The organism is Arcanobacterium phocisimile (assembly GCF_016904675.1).
Taxonomy (GTDB): domain Bacteria; phylum Actinomycetota; class Actinomycetes; order Actinomycetales; family Actinomycetaceae; genus Arcanobacterium; species Arcanobacterium phocisimile.
Window position 1 is genome coordinate 510,007 of record NZ_CP070228.1, and the last position, 21,327, is coordinate 531,333.

Genomic DNA, 21,327 nt, shown 5'->3' on the forward strand with positions numbered 1-21,327 from the left:
GCCTCAAGCGGGTAGGGAACGATAACATAAGAGTATGTCGACATTTTCAAAAGAAGAGGTCGCCCGTTTGGCAGACCTCGCACGTATCTCGCTATCAGACCACGAATTAGAACAATTCGCAGCTGAACTCGAAGTAATTAACGCATCAGTGTCCCGACTCAAAGAAGTCGTGAACGCTGACATCCCAGCAACATCTCACCCAATCCCACTCACCAATGTGTGGCGCGAAGATGAGATTGTGCCCGGACTCGATCGCGATGAGGTTCTAGCAATGGCACCGCAATCTGACGACGGCAAATTCGGTGTCCCAGCAATTCTGGGCGAGGAGTAAACATGACTGAACAACTACACAAAAAATCTGCGTGGGAACTAGCGCAACTATTGCAAGCAGGTGAGGTCACCTCGGTGGCGCTCACTGAGCTCTTCTTGGATCGAATCGAAAAACTCAATCCGAAGATGAATGTGTTCCTTGCAGTCGATGCCCAAGGAGCACTCGAAGAAGCTCGCACAGTAGACGCAGATCGCACAGCAGGCAAGGAACTTCCGTTCTTCGCTGGTGTCCCGGTAGCGTTGAAAGACAACATGTGTCAACGAGGCATTCCGACTACCGCAGCGTCGAAGATGCTCGAAGGATGGTTACCTCCTTATGACGCAACTGTCGTACGGCTCCTTAAAGAAGCACGATTGCCGATCTTGGGCCATACCAATATGGACGAATTTGCTATGGGCTCGTCCACCGAGCATTCAGCATTCGGCCCCACCCAAAATCCGTGGGGTAAGGATCTTATCCCAGGTGGATCTGGTGGCGGATCCGCGGCTGCAGTAGCGGGTTACCTCGCACCTTGGGCCCTCGGCTCCGATACTGGCGGTTCGATTCGTCAGCCTGGCGCAATGACCGGAACTGTTGGCACCAAGCCAACTTATGGTGCGGTTTCTCGTTACGGTATTATTGCGTTAGCGTCTTCGCTCGACCAAGTTGGTCCCGTTGCCCGAGATGTTCGCGACGCAGCAGCGCTCCAAGAAATCATCAGCAAGCACGATCCGCTTGATTCGACCTCGCTCACCAACGATTTTTCGAACCTCGTCGCCGCCGTGAACGAAGGTAAAGAACTTCACGATCTGAGCGATGTGACTTTCGGTATCGTCAAGGAACTTGACGGTGAAGGTTTCAACGCCGGTGTTCTCGAGACCTACCATGGAATTATTGACAAGCTCAAGGCAGCTGGTGCAAACTTCGTTGAAGTCTCTTGCCCGTCATTTGATTACGCTATGTCTGCGTACTACTTGATTATGCCGGCGGAAATGTCGTCTAATCTGGCGCGTTACGATGGCGTACGTTTCGGCAACCGGGTTCTTCCAAAGGAAGGTCCGGTGACGGCTGAGACGATGATGGCAGCTACTCGTGAGGCTGGTTTTGGTCCCGAAGTTAAGCGCCGTCTGATTTTGGGCACTTACGCACTGTCGGCTGGAACCTATGATGCCTACTATGGTTCGGCGCAACGTGTTCGTACCCTAGTGCAGCGTGATCTGAAAGCAGCCTACGAAAAAGTCGACGTCTTGTTGACGCCAGCAACGCCAACTGTTGCATTCAAGTTCGGCGAGAAGCTCGACGATCCGATTGCGATGTACAAGAACGACATGACTACAATCCCGGCAAACCTAGCTGGAACCCCAGCGATGACGATCCCGGTTGGCTTGTCGGAAGGTTTGCCAGTTGGCATCCAGATCATGGCACCAACTTTCGAAGATGCACGGATGTACAAGGTAGCGGCAATGGTAGAAAACGTAGCTGATCCGGCTGCTTCGCATCCCGCTATGGATATGTGGGAGGACTGAAGAAATGACTGACCTAATGGAATATGCCGACGTCGTTAAGAACTTTGACCCAGTGTTGGGAATCGAAGTTCACGTCGAATTATCAACGAAGACGAAGATGTTTGACGGCGCACCGAATGCGTTCGGCGGTGAACCAAACACGTTCGTGACGCCAGTCTCTCTGGGTTTGCCCGGCTCTTTGCCAGTGGTGAATAAGAAGGCTATCGAGTACGCGATCAAGCTGGGCTTAGCGCTCAATTGCAAGATTGCTGAATCGTGCCGTTTTGCTCGCAAGAATTATTTCTATCCGGACTTGTCGAAGAACTTCCAGACTTCTCAGTCCGATGAACCGTTGGCATACGACGGTTACTTGGATATCGAGTTAGACGACGGCGAAGTCTTCCGCGTCAATATTGAACGTGCACACGTTGAAGAAGACGCCGGCAAGAATACCCACATTGGTGGCGAGGGTCGTATTCATGGTGCTGATCATTCCCTTGTTGACTACAACCGAGCTGGCGTTCCACTGGTGGAAATCGTTACCCGCCCAATCGAGGGCTGTGGTGCGCGGGCCCCTGAAGTAGCTGCTAAGTATGTGCAGACTATTCGCGATATTGCGCGCGCGATCGGTGTTTCTGAGGCTCGTATGGAGCGGGGAAATGTGCGTGCAGATATTAACGTATCGTTGCGCAAGACTCCAGATTCTCCATTGGGTACTCGTACTGAGACGAAGAACGTGAACTCTTTCCGTTCAATCGCCTCTGCTGTGGAATTTGAGATGCGTCGCCAGGCGGCAATCTTGGATTCTGGTAACACGATATTGCAGGAAACCCGTCACTTCCAGGAACTTGATGGCACTACGCTTCCGGGTCGTCCAAAGTCGGATGCTGATGATTACCGGTATTTCCCGGAACCTGATTTGGTGCCGTTGGCTCCACCGCGCGAATGGGTGGAAGAGCTCCGGGCAACCTTGCCAGAGTTGCCTGAACAAAAGCGTCGTCGGTTGCTCGCTGAATGGGGTGTTTCTCCAACCGAAATGCGCGACATCGTTAATGCTGGTGCGTTGGTATTGATTGAAGATTCGGTTAAGGCTGGCGCTACTTCAGCCGGTGCTCGTAAGTGGTGGATGGGCGAACTTGCCCGTTACGCGAAAGATAACGATCTCGAGCTTGCAACCGTTCCAGTGACAGCTGAGCATGTTGCTGAGCTTGATGGTCTCGTCGAATCGGGCAAGCTGACTGACAAACTGGCTCGCCAGGCACTTGCCGGCGTCCTTGCTGGCGAAGGATCACCGACGGAGGTTGTTGCTGCTCGTGGCCTCGAAGTGGTCAGCGACGACGGTGCGCTCAATACCGCCGTCGAAGAAGCGCTTGCTGCTAACCCCGACGTCGTCGAAAAAATTCGCAACGGTAAAGTTCAAGCTGCAGGCGCCATTGTAGGTGCTGTGATGAAGGCTACTCAGGGTAAAGCAGATGCTGCCCGAGTTCGCGAACTGATTATGGAGCGAGTTCAGCTCTGAAAGTAATAAGCGCAGGGGAGGGGAATAAATCGTCTCCCCTGCGCTTTAATTGTGGGTGGCGATAAAAGGAGAATTAATGTCGAAAGCACTACCTAGCTATAACGTGACGATACGTATTGCGCTACCATTTGACCCTCGTGGCACTGCGACTTTGGTGAAAGAGTTTGCTGATTTCGGTGCGATTGTTACCGGTGTTGATATGGTCGAATCTGATGAAGATACCTTGTTGACAGATATTACTGCGAAGGTCGATGATATCGCGCACGCTGAGCAGATCGCAGCAAAGCTTGAAACTCTTGACGGTGCACAGGTTCACGGGATCCACGATTCCACCGTGCAGGCGCACATCGGCGGAAAGATCGAAATTGCGCTCAAGCGCCCCTTACGTACACGCCAAGATTTGGGGCGTATCTACACTCCAGGCGTAGCGCGCATCTCGGAGATTATTGCGAAAGATCCGGAACAAGCGCGCAAGCTGACAGTTAAGCGCAACACAGTTGCTGTTGTTTCTGACGGTTCGGCTGTCTTGGGTCTGGGCAATGTAGGACCCAAAGCTGCCATGCCAGTGATGGAAGGCAAAGCTGCGTTGTTTAAGAAGTTTGGCGACGTCGATGGGTGGCCTATCTGCTTGGATACGACTGATACTGAAGAGATTATCAGTGTTGTGAAGGCTATCGCGCCGGGCTTTGGCGGTATTAATCTGGAAGATATTTCTGCACCGCGGTGTTTCGAAATCGAGCGGCGGTTGCGCGCTGAGCTGGATATTCCAGTGTTCCACGATGATCAGCACGGTACCGCGGTGGTTGTCCTGGCTGCTTTAATTAACGCTCTGAAGGTTGTTGACAAGAAGATCGAAGATATTCGGATTGTTGTTTCCGGTGTTGGCGCTGCTGGAAATGCGATCATTCGTCTACTTAAGGGGCAAGGCGCTCAAGATATCATTGGCGTAGGTCGTAATGGTGCTTTAGGTCCGTTCCGTCAAGAAGAAGGCGAAGATCGTAATTGGCTTGCACAGAATACGAATCCTCGCGGCCAAGAAGGCACACTGAAGGATGTTCTACGTGATGCAGATGTGTTCATTGGTGTGTCTGCTGGCAATATTTTGACTGGTAAAGACATCGCCACAATGGCGAAAGATCCGATTGTTTTTGCGCTAGCCAACCCGATTCCAGAAGTGGATCCGATTGAAGCGGCTGAGTATGCTGCGATTGTTGCTACTGGCAGGTCTGATTATCCCAACCAGATTAACAACGTCTTGGCATTCCCTGGTATTTTCCGAGGCATGCTGGATGTTAAGGCCACTGAAGTAACAGACCGGATGCTCGTAGTGGCTGCTCGTGCTATTGCGGATACGGTGTTGCCTGAGCAGCTCAACGCAAACTTCATCATCCCAGGCGTCTTCCATCCGACGGCCGCTAAAGATGTTGCACGAGCAATTCGTGATGAGTTTAAGAACTCCACAGCTGAAAGCATGTAGTGTTTTGCCTATATGGTGTTGCAGACCGCGCTCGGACGTGATGTGAGTAGCGGGTGGGCGTTCATGTGGATCTGAAGTACCCATTGGTCGGTATGTGGGCGGAGAGGAAGTTTCCTCTCCGCCCACATACTTTTTAAGCACTGACCTGGTAATGCATTAATAGCGGAGATTCCGTTGAGAAAATCGATCGAAGAATCAGGTTTGAACGAGCGAAACCCATAGGTGAGCCTGTAAAAAATTGCTTGTCGGGCAGGGTTCTCTAGGTTTCTAGAGGTTTGTGATCGGGGTTACGTTGTTTTGGTTTGACGGTTGGTGGTTGGGGTGGGTATAGTTTTTATTCGTTGCGAAGGACTGGTTTGGTCTTCTGGACTGGTGGTTTTCGTAGCTTATCCTTCTTGATGGTTGCCTGGTTTTTCTGGGTGGTTGTTGGGTGTGGGTGTGTTGTTTGATATCTCAATAGTGTGTCAGCTTTTTATAATGATTGTTTTTGTTTGGATTGCATGCTGGCTGTTTTTGGTTGGTGTGTTTTCTTTATTTTATTTTGGATGAGCTAGTTTTGGTTTGTCTGTTTTGTTGAGCCTGTTTTGGCTTTTCGGACTGTATTGATTGGATGCCCTTTGGGGTGTTTGGTTTTTGTTTGGAGAGTTTGATCCTGGCTCAGGACGAACGCTGGCGGCGTGCTTAACACATGCAAGTCGAACGATGAAGCTCCAGCTTGCTGGGGTGGATTAGTGGCGAACGGGTGAGTAATACGTGAGTAACCTGCCCCCTTCTTCGGGATAAGCCTTGGAAACGGGGTCTAATACTGGATATTCTGCTCCTGCCGCATGGTGGGTGTTGGAAAGGGTTTCTGGTGGGGGATGGGCTCACGGCCTATCAGCTTGTTGGTGGGGTGATGGCCTACCAAGGCTTCGACGGGTAGCCGGCCTGAGAGGGTGACCGGCCACATTGGGACTGAGATACGGCCCAGACTCCTACGGGAGGCAGCAGTGGGGAATATTGCACAATGGACGCAAGTCTGATGCAGCGACGCCGCGTGGGGGATGAAGGCTTTCGGGTTGTAAACTCCTTTTAACACTGAACAAGGCGAAAGTTGAGGGTAGGTGTTGAATAAGCGCCGGCTAACTACGTGCCAGCAGCCGCGGTAATACGTAGGGCGCGAGCGTTGTCCGGAATTATTGGGCGTAAAGAGCTCGTAGGCGGTTTGTCGCGTCTGCTGTGAAAGACCGGGGCTTAACTCCGGGGCTGCAGTGGGTACGGGCAGACTAGAGTGCGGTAGGGGTAACTGGAATTCCTGGTGTAGCGGTGGAATGCGCAGATATCAGGAGGAACACCGATGGCGAAGGCAGGTTACTGGGCCGTTACTGACGCTGAGGAGCGAAAGCATGGGGAGCGAACAGGATTAGATACCCTGGTAGTCCATGCCGTAAACGTTGGGCACTAGGTGTGGGGCCTATTTCCATGGGTTCTGTACCGTAGCTAACGCATTAAGTGCCCCGCCTGGGGAGTACGGCCGCAAGGCTAAAACTCAAAGGAATTGACGGGGGCCCGCACAAGCGGCGGAGCATGCGGATTAATTCGATGCAACGCGAAGAACCTTACCAAGGCTTGACATGCACCGGAATCATGCAGAGATGTGTGCGTCTTCGGACTGGTGTACAGGTGGTGCATGGTTGTCGTCAGCTCGTGTCGTGAGATGTTGGGTTAAGTCCCGCAACGAGCGCAACCCTTGTCTTGTGTTGCCAGCACTTTTAGGTGGGGACTCACGAGAGACTGCCGGGGTTAACTCGGAGGAAGGTGGGGACGACGTCAAATCATCATGCCCCTTATGTCTTGGGCTTCACGCATGCTACAATGGCTGGTACAGAGGGTTGCGAGCTTGTGAGGGTGAGCGAATCCCTTAAAGCCAGTCTCAGTTCGGATTGGGGTCTGCAACTCGACCCCATGAAGTCGGAGTCGCTAGTAATCGCAGATCAGCAACGCTGCGGTGAATACGTTCCCGGGCCTTGTACACACCGCCCGTCACGTCACGAAAGTTGGTAACACCCGAAGCCCGTGGCCTAACCTTTTTGGGGGGAGCGGTCGAAGGTGGGATTGGCGATTGGGACGAAGTCGTAACAAGGTAGCCGTACCGGAAGGTGCGGCTGGATCACCTCCTTTCTAAGGAGCTACCTTCATGCCCTGTATTTTTCATGTTTGTTTATTTTGGGGTGTGGCTGGCATTGACCTGTTGTGGTTGGTGTTGGTTGTGGTGGTTTTTAGTGGAAAAATCGTTATGGATTGTCTGGCATGCTGTTGGGGTGTGGGGTAATACTCCGTGTACTGCCTGTGCTTTTGGGTGCTCATCGTGTTGGGTGTTCAGGGGTGTGGTGTTGGTGTGGTGGTTGAGAATTGTATAGTGGACGCGAGCATCTTTGGTTTTTTGTAAGTGTTCAAGAGCGTTCGGTGGATGCCTTGGCATACGGAGCCGATGAAGGACGTTGTAGCCTGCGATAAGCCTCGGGGAGTTGGCAAACGAGCTGTGATCCGGGGGTGTCCGAATGGGGGAACCTGGCTAGAGTTATTTCTAGTTACCAGCATCTGAATGTATAGGGTGTTTGGGGGTAACGCGGGGAAGTGAAACATCTTAGTACCCGCAGGAAAAGATATTCTGTGAGTAGTGGCGAGCGAAAGCGGATGAGGCTAAACCATGCGCGTGTGATAGCTGTCGGGCGTTGCGTGTGTGGTGTTGTTGGGGCCATGTTTGATCCCGCCGATGAGGGGTCGGGTAGTGATAAATGCTGGTGTGTAGACGAATCAGTTGGGAAGCTGGACCGTAGACGGTGAGAGTCCGGTAGTTGGAACATGTCAGTCTGCTTTATGTGGTGCCCGAGTAGCACGGGGCCCGTGAAATCCCGTGTGAATCTGCACAGACCACTGTGTAAGCCTAAATACTCCGTGTGACCGATAGTGGATGAGTACCGTGAGGGAATGGTGAAAAGTACCCCGGGAGGGGAGTGAAATAGTACCTGAAACCGGACGCTTACAATCCGTCAGAGCCTCCTTGGTAGGGGTGATGGCGTGCCTTTTGAAGAATGAGCCTGCGAGTTAGTGGCATGTAGCGAGGTTAACCCGTGTGGGGTAGCCGTAGCGAAAGCGAGTTTTAAAAAGCGATTTTTAGTTGCATGTTCTAGACCCGAAGCGGGGTGATCTACCCATGGGCAGGTTGAAGCACGTGTAAGAGCGTGTGGAGGACCGAACCCACTTCAGTTGAAAATGGAGGGGATGACCTGTGGGTAGGGGTGAAAGGCCAATCAAACTCCGTGATAGCTGGTTCTCCCCGAAATGCATTTAGGTGCAGCGTCGTGTGTTTCTTACCGGAGGTAGAGCGACTGGATGGCCGATGGCCCTTATCGGGGTACTGACGTCAGCCAAACTCCGAATGCCGGTAAGTGAGAGCACGGCAGTGAGACTGCGGGGGATAAGCTTCGTAGTCGAGAGGGAAACAGCCCAGACCGCCGGTTAAGGCCCCTAAGCGTGTGCTAAGTGGGAAAGGATGTGGAGTTGCTGTGACAACCAGGAGGTTGGCTTAGAAGCAGCCACCCTTGAAAGAGTGCGTAATAGCTCACTGGTCAAGTGATTCTGCGCCGACAATGTAGCGGGGCTAAGTACACCGCCGAAACCGCGGCAATAAAACTTTTGTTTTGTTGGGTAGGGGAGCGTCGTACGTGAGGTGAAGCAGCACAAGTGATTGGTTGTGGATTTCGTACGAGTGAGAATGCAGGCATGAGTAGCGAATGACGGGTGAGAATCCCGTCCGCCGAATGACTAAGGGTTCCAGGGCCAGGTTCGTCCGCCCTGGGTTAGTCGGGTCCTAAGGCGAGGCCGACAGGCGTAGTCGATGGGCAACCAGTTGATATTCTGGTACCGGCGAAAAACCGTCAATGTTGAATCATGGGATACTAACCATCCAAACCACCATCTTCTTCCTTCGGGTTGGGGTGTGTGGGGAGCGTGGGACCTGATCGTGTAGTAAGCAAGCGTGTTAACAGGGGTGACGCAGAGTGGTAGCTTCGCGTGGCTAATGGCTTGCCACGTTTAACAGCGCAGCCCGTTCCTCAGGCAAATCCGGGGGACATATAAGGGTGAGGCTGGATGATGACCCATTTATGTGGGGAAGTAGAGTGATCCTGTGCTGTCTAGAAAAGCCTCGACGTTAGGTTTTAGCCGCCCGTACCCTAAACCGACACAGGTAGTCGAGTAGAGAATACTAAGGCGAGCGAGTGAATCGTGGTTAAGGAACTCGGCAAAATGCCCCCGTAACTTCGGAAGAAGGGGGGCCTGATCCCTGAAGCCTTTTAACAGGCTAGGGGTGATGGCCGCAGAAACCAGGGAGAAGCGACTGTTTATCAAAAACACAGGTCCGTGCGAACACGTAAGTGGATGTATACGGACTGACGCCTGCCCGGTGCTGGAAGGTTAAGAGGAACGGTTAGAACATGTAAGTGTTCGAAGCTGTGAATTTAAGCCCCAGTAAACGGCGGTGGTAACTATAACCATCCTAAGGTAGCGAAATTCCTTGTCGGGTAAGTTCCGACCTGCACGAATGGCGTAACGACTTCTCCGCTGTCTCAACCGCGAACTCGGTGAAATTGCATTACGAGTAAAGATGCTCGTTACGCGCAGCAGGACGGAAAGACCCCGGGACCTTTACTATAGCTTGGTATTGGTGTTCGGTACGGCTTGTGTAGGATAGGTGGGAGACTATGAGACAGCCACGCCAGTGGTTGTGGAGTCATTGTTGAAATACCACTCTGGTCGTGCTGGATGTCTAACCTTGGACCATGATCTGGTTCAGGGACAGTGCCTGGTGGGTAGTTTAACTGGGGCGGTTGCCTCCTAAATGGTAACGGAGGCGCTCAAAGGTTCCCTCAGCCTGGTTGGCAATCAGGTGTTGAGTGTAAGTGTACAAGGGAGCTTGACTGTGAGACCGACAGGTCGAGCAGGTACGAAAGTAGGAACTAGTGATCCGGCGGTGGCTTGTGGAAGCGCCGTCGCTCAACGGATAAAAGGTACCCCGGGGATAACAGGCTGATCCTGCCCAAGAGTTCATATCGACGGCATGGTTTGGCACCTCGATGTCGGCTCGTCGCATCCTGGGGCTGGAGTAGGTCCCAAGGGTTGGGCTGTTCGCCCATTAAAGCGGCACGCGAGCTGGGTTCAGAACGTCGTGAGACAGTTCGGTCCCTATCCGCTGCGCGCGTAGGAAACTTGAAAAGGGCTGTCCCTAGTACGAGAGGACCGGGACGGACGAACCTCTGGTGTGCCAGTTGTACCGCCAGGTGCATGGCTGGTTGGCTACGTTCGGAAGGGATAACCGCTGAAAGCATCTAAGCGGGAAGCCTGCTTTGAGATAAGGTTTCCATAAACAATTTGTTTTGTAGGCCCCCTATAGACCATGGGGTTGATAGGCCAGACGTGGAAGCATCGTAAGGTGTGGAGCTGACTGGTACTAATGGCCAACCACTTAACAAAAACATTTTTCGAGTATGTTTCGCGTTCACTATACGATTCCCAACCCCCACACAACAATAGCAGTAGATAATTTAATACAGGATTATTGATCCCAAGATTTTTGACGGTGGTCATAGCGGTAGGGAAACGCCCGGCTCCATTCCGAACCCGGATAGCTAAGCCTTCCAGCGCCGATGGTACTGCACCCGAGGGGGTGTGGGAGAGTAGGACACCGCCGTCATTCAAACATCAATAAAGGGGAGGGCTGGTAAGAAACACTGTTTCCTACCAGCCCTCCCCTTAATCATACCCACACAAGGTGGTCAACGGCACGGTTAACCCGTTCATGTTTCCAGATTGCTGATCACAAACAACCACCACAACAGGTTCCACCCACTGAGGGTCATCTCAATAACGGTGAATATTGCGCTTTTAGGTTGCCAGCGCCGCTAAGCTTAACAACTACTATTCTTTTCCTTGTTGTGGTTTGCCTCCAGATAGACATTTTCCCCGTTAGTAACTTTCATGCATAATTATTCCATGCCTACTCCCATTAACCCCTATGATGGTATCGCTGACCTCGCTGCTTCGTATGTCGATGTACGTCCGAGCTATCCCCAGCATCTCCTCGAATCGCTTTTGATTTCGCCTAACTGTAAGTCACTTACGCTTGCTGATATTGGCGCCGGTACCGGAAAACTAACAAGGTTACTGACAAATATTGGAGATAGTAAACATATTGTGTGGGCGGTCGAACCAAGTCATGATATGCGAAACCAATTAATTCAACTCCAGGATGAACATTCTTTTGAAATCTTTTCTGGTACGGCCGAATGCACCGGCCTTCCTAGTTCTTCATGCGACCTTGTTTTTTATTCGCAGAGTTGGCACTGGCTTGATCGTGAATCTGCTCTTGTCGAAGCGAGTCGGATTCTTAAGCCAGGCGGGACTGCTGTCGTCCTTGTCAACCAGCTAGACGTCTCAATCCCGTGGGTAAAACGTTTATCGCGGATTATGCGGTCCGGAGATGTCTATCGTTCTACCGCACCGCCATCGTTCGGTTCTTTATTTTCCCAGCCAACGTTTGCGATGGCATCCTGGCAAGATTATTTATCTGTGCAAGGCGTGCTCAAACTTGGCACGACCCGCTCGTCATGGATCCGATCGAGTCCGGCTAATCGTGAGAGAATGCAGCGCAACCTCCGATGGTATCTGTACGAGAAACTAGGCTTTGATGATCAGAACGTTGTTGAAATCCCGTATTTAACCTATATGTGGTCTGCTATACGACGATAATGTGATAAATAATTCCCTGCATTATTTTTCATTTAGGCGCTAGGACCTGCCAAAGCTCGAAATCCCTGCATAAAATAGGTCTCGCACATTCAACCATTTTTGATTAGTTGTGAGAGAAGTATGGACGAACAGCCCACAAACAATTCTGTACAAAGCCCAGAAACAATAGCTGAAAAAGTCAATTCGATTTTGATGCTTGGCACGATGCTACTGGCATGTGGTGCTGGAGCATACCGTGTTAAGGCAGCAATGTCTCGAGCTGCTAAGGCTATAGGCTTAACCCGGCTCGAATCTTCAGTATCAATGACCGATATTACAGCTACTGCCTGGCTTGGTCAGGAAACGCATACAAGCTTTGCAGAACAGCGTCGTGTTGGCGTCAACGCAGAAAAGCTCGACCGTATCATGCAAGGTGTGGCGCATCTACGTGAGGGTATGAATGCTGGTGACCTGCGGGCAATGCTGCGGGAAACGACCGCACGTGACCGTCACTATGGCTTGTGGACAACAGTTCTTGCTTCAGCGATCGCTTGTGCAGGTTTCTGTTTCCTTAATGGTGGCCGTGCTATTGAATGCGCAACCGTGTTTTTTGCTGCCGGTGTCGGTCAGCTTATCCGTAAGCTTTTACTGGGGCGTGGCTACGCTCACTTCCTCACATGGATTTTGTGTGCAGTTGCTTCAACGCTCGTCTATATCCTCTTACTAGAAGCAGGCCATGCAGGCGGTTTTCTCGTTCTTCACCAGTATGAGTCTGGATTGATTTCCTCGATTCTATACCTTATTCCAGGATTCCCGTTGACGACGGCGATGCTCGATTTCGTTCGTAACGACACGCAGTCTGCCGTGGCTCGTTTTTCATATTGCATTATGGTTATCGGCTCTGCGGGTGTCTCAGTCTGGGTTGTTGTGCATGCGTTGGATTGGCAGGTCGAAGCGGGTGTTATTGAACCGTTGCCTTTCTGGACAATGACGTTCCTGCGTATTTTGACATCGTTCGTCGCAGCATTCGGATTCGCAGTGTTGTTTAATGCGCCGTGGAAGGTTTGCGCAGCAGCAGCTGTTGCGGGAGCTCTGGCAAACACTGGACGTCTTCTGTTACAAGAAAACGTTAATTTGCCATGGCAGCTTGGTGTTGGCTTGGCTGCACTCGTCGTAGGAATTGTTGCGACAATTGTTGCGTGGAAGACGTCGCATTCTCGTGTCTCGTTGTCAGTTCCTGCGGTTGTCATCATGATTCCTGGAGTTCCGTTCTATCGTGCTCTTGTAGCGATTAACGAAGGTGATTTCCAGAGTGCTATTGGCATCTTTGCGAAAGTGTTCTTCGTTATCATGTCCATCGGTTTTGGTTTAGCTATTGCGCGAGTGGTGATGGATAACGGTTGGCGACATGATATGGACACCTCGCATCTTCCAGACACTTTAGATACTGATGTGCGTGATGCAGTCTGACAGTGATTAAGTTGTATCGTTTAGCTTCTTGGTTTGAACAATAAAGTTCTGGCGGGTGGATATCTATCCACCCGCCAGAACTTTATATGGGGCCTTCTCATCTCAATCTGAAGGCCGACATCAGGTTACTAAGCCATGTTAATTGCTGAGCAATTGGTTTGTGTCAGAGTCCAGCAAATGAGCCAAGGATTTGAGCGACAAATATTTTGGCTACCATTGCGACTGGGTAGACCATTGCATATCCGAGAGCTACTCGTGGATCAAACGAGGTACGATCATTGACAAAAGCCAAAACTGCAGGCTGTGTCTGGATTCCGCCGATCGCTCCGGCAAGACGAGTCCCTCCAGTAGAGGTAAAGGCCCGCATAGAGAGATAGAATCCGGCTCCCACGATAGTCGTGATCATAATACCTAGAAGCAAGATTTGCACCCACGCGCCACCAGTAAATGCGATGAGGATCTGAGATCCAGCCTTAGTTCCTGCGTATGCAAGGAATACCAACAAACCGATTTCGGAGAGAACTTGGCAAGTTGTGTATGGGAGCGTGGTGACAATCTTCCCGATGCGTCCCAGACGACCCATGACTAAACCGACGATAAGTGTGCCAGCTGCGGAGCCGATCGAGAAAGTTAGTCCGGAAGGTGTGAGGATTTCCCATTCGCCAATGAGGATACCTAGCGCCATTCCCAAACCTAATGCGATGGGGTTAATATCGGTTAAACCATGTGAAGAATCTCCAAAGTACTGAGAAATTTCCTTCATGGAGTGCGTCGGAGCGACGACGCGGACTCGATCGCCGAGCTGTAACCGCAATCGCGGATTTGCCGCCATGTCCGTGTCGCCCCGGCGGATACGAGAAATTGTGCCTCCAAACTTTTCTTCTAGTTCGAGCTCGCCAATTTTGCGTCCAGCGATAGCTGAATTTGAGATAGTGACGCGGCGGAAATCGAGGTAGCGACGATCGGCGATGAGCGAGTGACTCGAGCCGTGACCAACAAGTTTGATTGCTTCGTCGACTTCAGCAACGGTTCCGATAACAGTAACAAGGTCATCTTGGTAGAGGACGTCATCTCCGGCAGGGAGCCAGATGGGGCCGGTTTCACCTCGTCGGATCCGGGAGAAATGAACTGTGCCACCAATGGTTGCTCGAAGCGATTTGATGGTTGGATGATCGGTGCGTTCGACGCGTATGGTCCGGTTACTAATAGGTGAAGGTTTATCTTTATCTTCGTGACGCCGCGATAGCGCTATAGCTGCCAAGATGAGCATCCCAATAACTCCGAAGAGGTACGAGATCGCATAGCCAACGGTCGCTAGAGCAGGGTCACCAGATGCCGTTCCAGCTGCGGATAACGCTGGTGTGTTTGTCGTTGCCCCGGCGAACGTTCCCGCGATGAGTGCCCAATCCATTCCAAGTGCGCGCCCGACGCCTGCAGCTGCGCCAGCGGCCATTGCGTAGGCTCCGATCATGAGGAGGACGGGCAATATGGAAGATTTGAGGGTGTTGAAAAAGTTCGGTCCGGATGAGATTCCGATAGCAAAAGCAAAGAGTGCTAGTCCTAGGACGCCCAGATCGTGCTCTACTTCGATTTCATATCCGGAGTGTAGTGCCCATGCGGTAACCCCGATGGATAAGAAGAGTACCGCGGCGGCACCTAATGAGACACCTTTAACTCGGATCTTCGAAAATATCGCTCCGGTTCCGACAAGGAAGAACAGTAACAGTACTTGATTGTCAGCAAAGAGCTGAAATATATACGACATTGTACTCCTGAGAAGTGACCTACAAGACATTATCTATGTATAGACAATTGTCATCTAGTTTATACTTTCTGTCCACCGGGTGGTGGGTTGAGAAGTAGAATGCTACCTCGGCAAAACTGAGTGCTTCTCCTGAGACTGTGACACGAGCTGGCAACGTGACTATGCTTGTGAAATGTAAGAATCGACGAGGATTCAAGGAGCTGATGTGGTGGAAAGTCGAATTGAAGAGGATCTTCTCGGAACCCGAGAGATTCCGAATGATGCATACTATGGGGTGCACACTCAGCGTGCGATGGAAAATTTTTGTTTCTCGGGCAAGACGATTAACGATGTTCCGGAACTGATACGCGGAATGGTCTATGTGAAGAAAGCTGAAGCACTAGCTAACGGTGATGCTCGAGTCATTACTCGCCGTGTTTCACGCGCAATCGCTGATGCGTGCGACCTGATCTTGAACGACGGGCGATGCATGGACCAATTCCCGGTCGACGTCTTCCAAGGCGGTGCCGGCACCTCAGTTAATATGAACACCAACGAAGTTGTCGCGAATCTTGCGCTGGAACTCTTAGGCGAGCCCAAGGGGACTTACGACGTCGTCAATCCCAATGATCATGTGAACAAATCTCAGTCCACAAACGATGCGTATCCCACCGGATTCCGCATTGCAGTTTATACGATGATTCATCAGCTCATGGAAGAAGTCGATCGGATGCAAACTGCGTTCGCGGCGGTTGGAGAGCGGTACTCTCACGTGCTGAAGATGGGACGTACACAGTTACAAGATGCGGTACCGATGACTGTTGGACAAGAGTTCGACGCATTTAGTGTGCTGATGTCTGAAGAGATTCGCAATTTGAATCGAGAATCTGAGTTACTACTTGAAGTGAATCTCGGTGCCACTGCGATCGGAACCAAGCTCAATACCCCCGATGATTTTCAAGAACGGGTTGTTCGCCGGCTAGCCGAAGTTACTGGGCTCGCTGTCACCGCCTCACCGAACCTTATCGAAGCAACTTCCGATACTGGTGCATATATTTCAATTCATTCTGCGCTCAAGCGTCTGGCGGTAAAGCTTTCTACAATTTGTAATGATTTACGACTCTTGTCGTCTGGTCCGCGTGCTGGTTTGAATGAAATCAACTTACCGGAAATGCAGGCGGGGTCGTCGATTATGCCGGCCAAGGTTAATCCAGTTATCCCGGAGGTAGTCAATCAGATTTGTTTCAAAGTCATCGGAAACGACACCACGGTCATGATGGCCTCGGAAGCGGGACAGCTGCAACTGAATGTGATGGAACCGGTTATTGGGCAAGCAATTTTTGAGTCGATTTCATTGCTCACTCGCGCACTGGTGACTTTGCGCGAGCGCTGTGTTGATGGCATCACGGTCAATGAAGATATCTGTATGAGTTACGTGATGAATTCTATTGGTCTTGTCACATACTTAAATGACATCATTGGTCATCATAACGGTGATCTGATTGGGAAAGAGGCTGCACGAACTGGAAAGTCTGTGCGTGAAATCGTGCTAGAACGCGGTTTATTAAGCGAGGCTGACCTAGATCGTGCATTGTCGGTGGAGAATTTGATGAAGCCGAAGTATATGGGGCAGATGTTTTCTGAGGACGAAGGAATTTAGTCTCCAAGAGTTAAAACCTTTTTCGGGCGTACCATAGACGTATCTATCGTTCATCAGGAACTGAAGGGAGCGGACTGTGGTACGCCGATTGACATCGTTGGAAGAGCAAGCCGGTAACCAGTGGCCAGGCGCTGAGGAATTGGCTTCACGCTATACGCAGCTTGCGCATCCGGGTGTTAAAAGCGCTGATGAATATGCCAGCTCGATGGAACGGTTGAATTTTGGTGCTGATTTTACTGACTATATGGTGCGGGCTTCGTGGGATGAAACGCGTGGCTGGCATGGGCATGCCGTTGTTCCTTATGGTCCACTTGCGTTGGATCCTGCCGGTGCAGTCTTACATTATGGCCAAGAAGTTTTTGAAGGTTTAAAAGCTTATCGCCATGCTGATGGTTCGGTGTGGACCTTCCGGCCGGCCTATAATGCTGCGCGAATGAATGAGTCAAACAAACGGTTGATGATTCCGCAGTTCCCGATTGAAGATTTTTTGGCGTCGCTAGTGTGCCTTGTCCGCGCTGATCAACGGTGGGTTCCGCAGACGCCGGGTGCGTCGTTGTATTTGCGGCCGTTTATTTTTGCTTCGGAGGCGTTCTTAGGGGTGCGTGGGGCGCAACGTTTTGAATATGGTGTGGTTGCTTCCCCATCAGGACCATATTTTTCTGGTGGTTTGCAGCCGATTAACGTCTGGGTGGAGCGTGATCATCATCGTGCCGGCCCGGGCGGTATGGGTAGTGTGAAGACTGGTGGTAATTATGCGGCGTCGTTCTTTGCGAAGAGTCATGCTAAAGAGCGCGGGTTCGACGAAGTCTTGTTTTTAGATGCGGCTACTAATTCGTATGTGGACGAGTTGGGCGCGATGAATGTTTTTGTTGTTATGGCAGACGGTTCTGTGCGGACGCCGGCGTTGTCTGGAACGATTTTGCCCGGTGCGACACGGTCGTCAATTTTGCAAATGCTTGACGACGACGGTGTGGTGGTTTCTGAGGAGCCGTTAGCTTTGGCTGAGATCTGGGAGGGGATTAAAGCCGGGGCTGTCGTGGAGATGTTTGCCTGTGGCACGGCTGCGACAGTGGTTCCGATTGGTTCGTTAACGTTAGGAGAAGAGCGAGTGGATTTGTCTTCTTCGTCGTTCTCGGAAAGTGTGTATGAGTCACTAACGGATATCCAGTTTGGGCGTACAAAAGACCGTTTTGGGTGGATGTATAAACTTGCTGACCCCGCGAAATTGTAGTCGTTAACATGACCAATTTTGGTGTGATGGTGAAACTTCAATTCTGCAATATGGGGACTTTAGTCCCTTAGTTTGAGTGACTGTGAGGAGGGCTACCGTCTCTTTTCAGCCGATAGCTTTTTTAGGTGAGAATATCGGCTAATAAGGGACTAATCTAGAAGTAGCGCCAGCAGTCAGTTGCTGGGGAATAAGAGCGGTCAGTGTGGACTGACTTATAACGAAAGTCCCGTTGGCTGCAATGAAAAGGAGTAGTAAACCGTGACTCAAACAGCCGAAACTGCTACACATCCTGAGTGGGAAGGCTTCAAGGGCGGAATTTGGCAAGATGCCATTGACGTTCGTGACTTCATTCAGAAGAACTACACCCCTTACGAGGGTGATTCTGAGTTTCTTGCAGGTGAGACAGCGAAGACTCGCCGTGTGTGGGAAACCTTGGAAGAGAAGTACCTTTCCGTTGAGCGTAAGAAGCGCGTCTACGACGTTGATGTAGATACTCCGGCAGACGTTGATGCGTTTGACCCGGGCTACATTTCTGAAGATGACAACGTGATCGTCGGTCTACAGACTGATGAGCCACTCAAGCGTGCGATGATGCCCAATGGTGGATGGCGCATGGTTGAGACCGCTATCAAGGAAGCGGGCAAGGAGCCAAACCCAGAAGTGAAGGAAATCTTCACCAAGTACCGCAAGACTCACAACGATGGTGTCTTCGATATTTACACCCCACGTATTCGTGCGGCGCGTTCATCCCACATCATCACCGGTCTTCCAGATGCCTACGGCCGTGGCCGCATCATTGGCGATTACCGTCGAGTTGCGCTTTACGGTGTTGACTACCTGATTGAAGAGAAGAGCAAGGATAAGGATCTTTACGCCGATCAGCCATTCAGCCAGGATTGGGCACGTAACCGTGAAGAGATCTCTGAGCAGATCAAGGCTTTGAAGAAGCTCAAGAACATGGCTTCTAGCTATGGCTTCGATATTTCTCGTCCAGCAAAGACTGCTCAGGAAGCTGTTCAGTGGACCTACTTCGGTTATCTCGCTTCCGTCAAGTCGCAGGACGGCGCGGCTATGTCCTTCGGTCGTCTCTCGGCATTCTTCGATATCTACTTCGAGCGTGATCTCGCAGCTGGCCGTATCACCGAAGAGGACGCTCAGGAAATCATCGATCAGCTGGTTATCAAGCTACGTATCGTTCGCTTCTTGCGCACCACCGCGTACGATGAGATCTTCTCTGGCGACCCATACTGGGCAACCTGGTCAGACGGCGGTTTCGGTGAAGACGGCCGTCCGCTCGTTACCAAGACCTCCTTCCGTTTGCTCCAGACTCTCGTAAACCTTGGTCCTGCACCAGAACCAAACATTACAATCTTCTGGTCGGATAAGCTCCCAATGGGCTACAAGCGCTTCTGTGCTCGCGTTTCAATCGAGACCTCATCGATTCAGTACGAAGCTGATGAGCAGATTCGTGGCTACTGGGGTGACGACGCCGCAATTGCTTGCTGTGTTTCGCCTATGGCTGTTGGAAAGCAGATGCAGTTCTTCGGCGCTCGCGTTAATGCTGCTAAGGCTTTGCTCTACTCGCTTAACGGTGGTCGTGATGAAATGACCGGTAAGCAGGTTGTTGAAGGCTATGAACCAATCAAGGGCGATGGTCCACTCGACTTCGACGAAGTTTGGGCAAAGTATGAAGACATGCTCGATTGGGTTGTGGGTACTTACGTTGAAGCTCTCAACATTATTCACTACAGCCACGACAAGTATGCATACGAAGCTATGGAAATGGCCTTGCACGATTCTGAGATCGTACGCACCATGGGTTGCGGTATCGCTGGTTTGTCCATCGTTGCTGACTCCCTGGCGGCAATTAAGTATGCAACCGTTACGCCAATCCGCGATGAGACCGGTTTGATCGTTGACTACAAGACCGAAGGTGACTTCCCAACTTACGGCAACGACGATGATCGCGCAGACGATATTGCTGCGACAATCGTTCACACCGTTATGGAGAAGATTAAGCGCATTCCGATGTATCGCAATGCGATCCCAACCCAATCAGTTCTTACCATCACTTCTAATGTTGTATATGGTAAGGCAACTGGTAACTTCCCGTCTGGCCACCGCGCAGGTACCCCATTCGCTCCGGGTGCAAACCCAGAGAACGGTATGGATACCCACGGCATGCTAGCCTCGATGCTTTCCGTTGGAAAGTTGCACTACAAGGATGCTCTTGATGGCATTTCCTTGACAAACACTATCGTCCCATCGTCCCTTGGCCGTGACTTGGCCGAGCAGGTCGATAACTTGGTTGGCATCATGGATGCTGGCTTCATCAAGAAGGGCTGACGCCCAGTTTCGCTCAACGAAACAAACCCTACGAAAGGAAATTATTATGGCTACTTCGTACGAAGAGCGTCTCGAATCGATGAAGGCACAGCGCGCTGCAAAGGGTGGCGTACAGGGCCTTTACCACGCAAACATCAACGTGCTCAACCGTGACACCCTCGAGGACGCAATGGAGCACCCAGAGAAGTACCCACAGCTGACCGTTCGCGTTTCTGGTTACGCAGTGAACTTTGTTCGCCTAACCCGTGAGCAGCAGCTCGACGTCATCTCCCGTACCTTCCACCAGGGTATGTGAGATCCCCGTTTAAGGATTGATCTGCTATATGACGACATCTACTGCACACCCTAGCGTCGAAGAATTTGACGCTACCCGGTATTGGGGCTCCGAAGGGAGCACCGGCGAATATCGCCCCCAACCAATCGAAGATGAAGTCCCACGTTTAAGTGGAGCAGGTCTTGACGGAGTTTCCCTGGCAGGGCCGATGTCACACCATGAACATGTTTCTGGTGTGCAAGCAGGTGACATCGGCTCTGTCCACTCCTGGGAACTCGTCACGGCAGTAGATGGTCCGGGCACACGACTAACAACCTTCTTTGCAGGTTGCCCGTTGCGGTGTTTATACTGCCATAACCCTGACACCTTGAAAATGAAAGAGGGTACAGCGGTTCGTACCGCTGATATGCTCGAAAAGATTTCTCGTTACAAGGCTGTATTTACGGTGTCGAAGGGCGGTGTCACCTTCTCTGGGGGTGAACCAATGATGCAGCCAAAATTCCTTGCTAAGTTATTGCAGGGCTGTAAGGATATGGGTATCCATACAGCAGTCGATTCGTCTGGTTTCTTGGGCACAAATATGACTGACGAGATGCTCGATAATGTCGACTTATTCTTACTCGACGTGAAGTCAGGTATCCCAGATTTCTATAAGCGCACAACTGGTCGTGATCTTGAGCCTACGTTGAAATTTGGCCAGCGTCTTGTGGAGCGCGGAAATAAGATTTGGATTCGTTTCGTGCTCGTTCCGGGGCTAACTGATGATCCGGAGAACGTTGAAGCAGTGGCCGACATTGTTTCTAGCTGGTCCTCGAGTGTTGAGCGCGTTGAAGTTCTCCCGTTCCATCAAATGGCTCGTGACAAGTGGGCGTCGCTCGGTTTGGAATATCAACTTAACGACGTTGAACCACCGTCGAAGGAAGCAACCGAAGCGGTACGTGAGGTATTCCGTAGCCGCGGGCTAACCGTTTTCTAACTCCTCTCTTTAGGCTCGCGTAACCGAAGAAGGTTACGTAATCCTTG

12 protein-coding genes and 3 rRNA genes are annotated in these 21,327 nt (G+C 51.3%); 14 read left to right on the plus strand and 1 reads right to left on the minus strand.

The features are described from left to right. Positions 1-34: 34 nt before the first annotated feature. The 9 genes from gatC (at position 35) to JTE88_RS02215 (ending at position 13,049) form a co-directional block, all read left to right on the plus strand. A complete protein-coding gene (gene gatC, locus JTE88_RS02175) occupies positions 35-331 on the plus strand; it encodes an Asp-tRNA(Asn)/Glu-tRNA(Gln) amidotransferase subunit GatC (RefSeq protein ID WP_204425084.1) in 297 nt (98 codons plus the stop codon). Between the two features lie 2 nt (positions 332-333). Continuing rightward, the gene (gene gatA / locus JTE88_RS02180; protein ID WP_204425085.1) at positions 334-1,836 is read left to right on the plus strand and encodes an Asp-tRNA(Asn)/Glu-tRNA(Gln) amidotransferase subunit GatA; all 1,503 of its coding nucleotides are present in this window, start codon (positions 334-336) and stop codon (positions 1,834-1,836) included. Between the two features lie 4 nt (positions 1,837-1,840). Continuing rightward, positions 1,841-3,334 (plus strand): Asp-tRNA(Asn)/Glu-tRNA(Gln) amidotransferase subunit GatB, encoded by a 1,494-nt coding sequence (gene gatB / locus JTE88_RS02185; protein WP_204425086.1) that lies wholly within the window; start codon positions 1,841-1,843, stop codon positions 3,332-3,334. A gap of 76 nt (positions 3,335-3,410) precedes the next feature. Then, positions 3,411-4,811 carry an NAD-dependent malic enzyme gene (locus JTE88_RS02190; protein WP_204425087.1) on the plus strand — a complete coding sequence of 467 codons (1,401 nt, stop codon included), beginning with the start codon at positions 3,411-3,413 and terminating at the stop codon, positions 4,809-4,811. A gap of 634 nt (positions 4,812-5,445) precedes the next feature. Beyond that, positions 5,446-6,971 (plus strand): 16S ribosomal RNA (locus JTE88_RS02195). Positions 6,972-7,233: 262 nt separating this feature from the next. Then, a 23S ribosomal RNA gene (locus tag JTE88_RS02200) occupies positions 7,234-10,326 on the plus strand. Between the two features lie 101 nt (positions 10,327-10,427). Beyond that, positions 10,428-10,545 (plus strand): 5S ribosomal RNA (rrf, locus tag JTE88_RS02205). The 16S, 23S and 5S rRNA genes sit together here, the layout of an rRNA operon. A 299-nt stretch (positions 10,546-10,844) precedes the next feature. After that, positions 10,845-11,600: a class I SAM-dependent methyltransferase gene (locus JTE88_RS02210; RefSeq protein ID WP_204425088.1), complete on the plus strand. Its 756-nt coding sequence runs from the start codon at positions 10,845-10,847 to the stop codon at positions 11,598-11,600. A 120-nt stretch (positions 11,601-11,720) separates the two neighbouring features. Further along, positions 11,721-13,049: a threonine/serine exporter family protein gene (locus tag JTE88_RS02215; RefSeq protein WP_204425090.1), complete on the plus strand. Its 1,329-nt coding sequence runs from the start codon at positions 11,721-11,723 to the stop codon at positions 13,047-13,049. 163 nt (positions 13,050-13,212) lie between these two features. On the opposite strand, the gene JTE88_RS02220 is transcribed toward JTE88_RS02215, so the two are convergent. Beyond that, complete coding sequence (locus JTE88_RS02220; RefSeq protein ID WP_204425092.1) at positions 13,213-14,814, minus strand: aspartate:alanine exchanger family transporter; 1,602 nt, start codon at positions 14,812-14,814, stop codon at positions 13,213-13,215. Positions 14,815-15,019: 205 nt separating this feature from the next. Here JTE88_RS02220 and aspA point away from each other — a divergent pair, with 205 nt between their 5' ends. From aspA to pflA, 5 genes are all read left to right on the plus strand, one after another. Next, the gene (gene aspA / locus JTE88_RS02225) at positions 15,020-16,453 is read left to right on the plus strand and encodes an aspartate ammonia-lyase (RefSeq protein ID WP_204425094.1); all 1,434 of its coding nucleotides are present in this window, start codon (positions 15,020-15,022) and stop codon (positions 16,451-16,453) included. A gap of 76 nt (positions 16,454-16,529) precedes the next feature. After that, entirely contained in the window at positions 16,530-17,684 is a 1,155-nt protein-coding gene (locus JTE88_RS02230; RefSeq protein ID WP_239519541.1) for a branched-chain amino acid aminotransferase, read from the plus strand. Positions 17,685-17,942: 258 nt separating this feature from the next. Beyond that, positions 17,943-20,030 (plus strand): formate C-acetyltransferase, encoded by a 2,088-nt coding sequence (pflB, locus tag JTE88_RS02235; protein WP_204425095.1) that lies wholly within the window; start codon positions 17,943-17,945, stop codon positions 20,028-20,030. Between the two features lie 46 nt (positions 20,031-20,076). Further along, a complete protein-coding gene (grcA2, locus tag JTE88_RS09125) occupies positions 20,077-20,325 on the plus strand; it encodes an autonomous glycyl radical cofactor GrcA2 (RefSeq protein ID WP_204425096.1) in 249 nt (82 codons plus the stop codon). Positions 20,326-20,353: 28 nt separating this feature from the next. Continuing rightward, complete coding sequence (gene pflA, locus JTE88_RS02245; protein WP_204425097.1) at positions 20,354-21,280, plus strand: pyruvate formate-lyase-activating protein; 927 nt, start codon at positions 20,354-20,356, stop codon at positions 21,278-21,280. The last annotated feature ends 47 nt before the right edge of the window (positions 21,281-21,327 follow it).

Excerpts from the sequence above, each read along its gene's own strand:
- gatC (WP_204425084.1), top strand. The coding sequence starts at position 35 with ATGTCGACATTTTCAAAAGAAGAGGTCGCCCGTTTGGCAGACCTCGCA.
- gatA (WP_204425085.1), top strand. The coding sequence starts at position 334 with ATGACTGAACAACTACACAAAAAATCTGCGTGGGAACTAGCGCAACTA.
- gatB (WP_204425086.1), top strand. The coding sequence starts at position 1,841 with ATGACTGACCTAATGGAATATGCCGACGTCGTTAAGAACTTTGACCCA.
- JTE88_RS02190 (WP_204425087.1), top strand. The coding sequence starts at position 3,411 with ATGTCGAAAGCACTACCTAGCTATAACGTGACGATACGTATTGCGCTA.
- JTE88_RS02210 (WP_204425088.1), top strand. The coding sequence starts at position 10,845 with ATGCCTACTCCCATTAACCCCTATGATGGTATCGCTGACCTCGCTGCT.
- JTE88_RS02215 (WP_204425090.1), top strand. The coding sequence starts at position 11,721 with ATGGACGAACAGCCCACAAACAATTCTGTACAAAGCCCAGAAACAATA.
- JTE88_RS02220 (WP_204425092.1), bottom strand. The coding sequence starts at position 14,814 with ATGTCGTATATATTTCAGCTCTTTGCTGACAATCAAGTACTGTTACTG.
- grcA2 (WP_204425096.1), top strand. The coding sequence starts at position 20,077 with ATGGCTACTTCGTACGAAGAGCGTCTCGAATCGATGAAGGCACAGCGC.
- pflA (WP_204425097.1), top strand. The coding sequence starts at position 20,354 with ATGACGACATCTACTGCACACCCTAGCGTCGAAGAATTTGACGCTACC.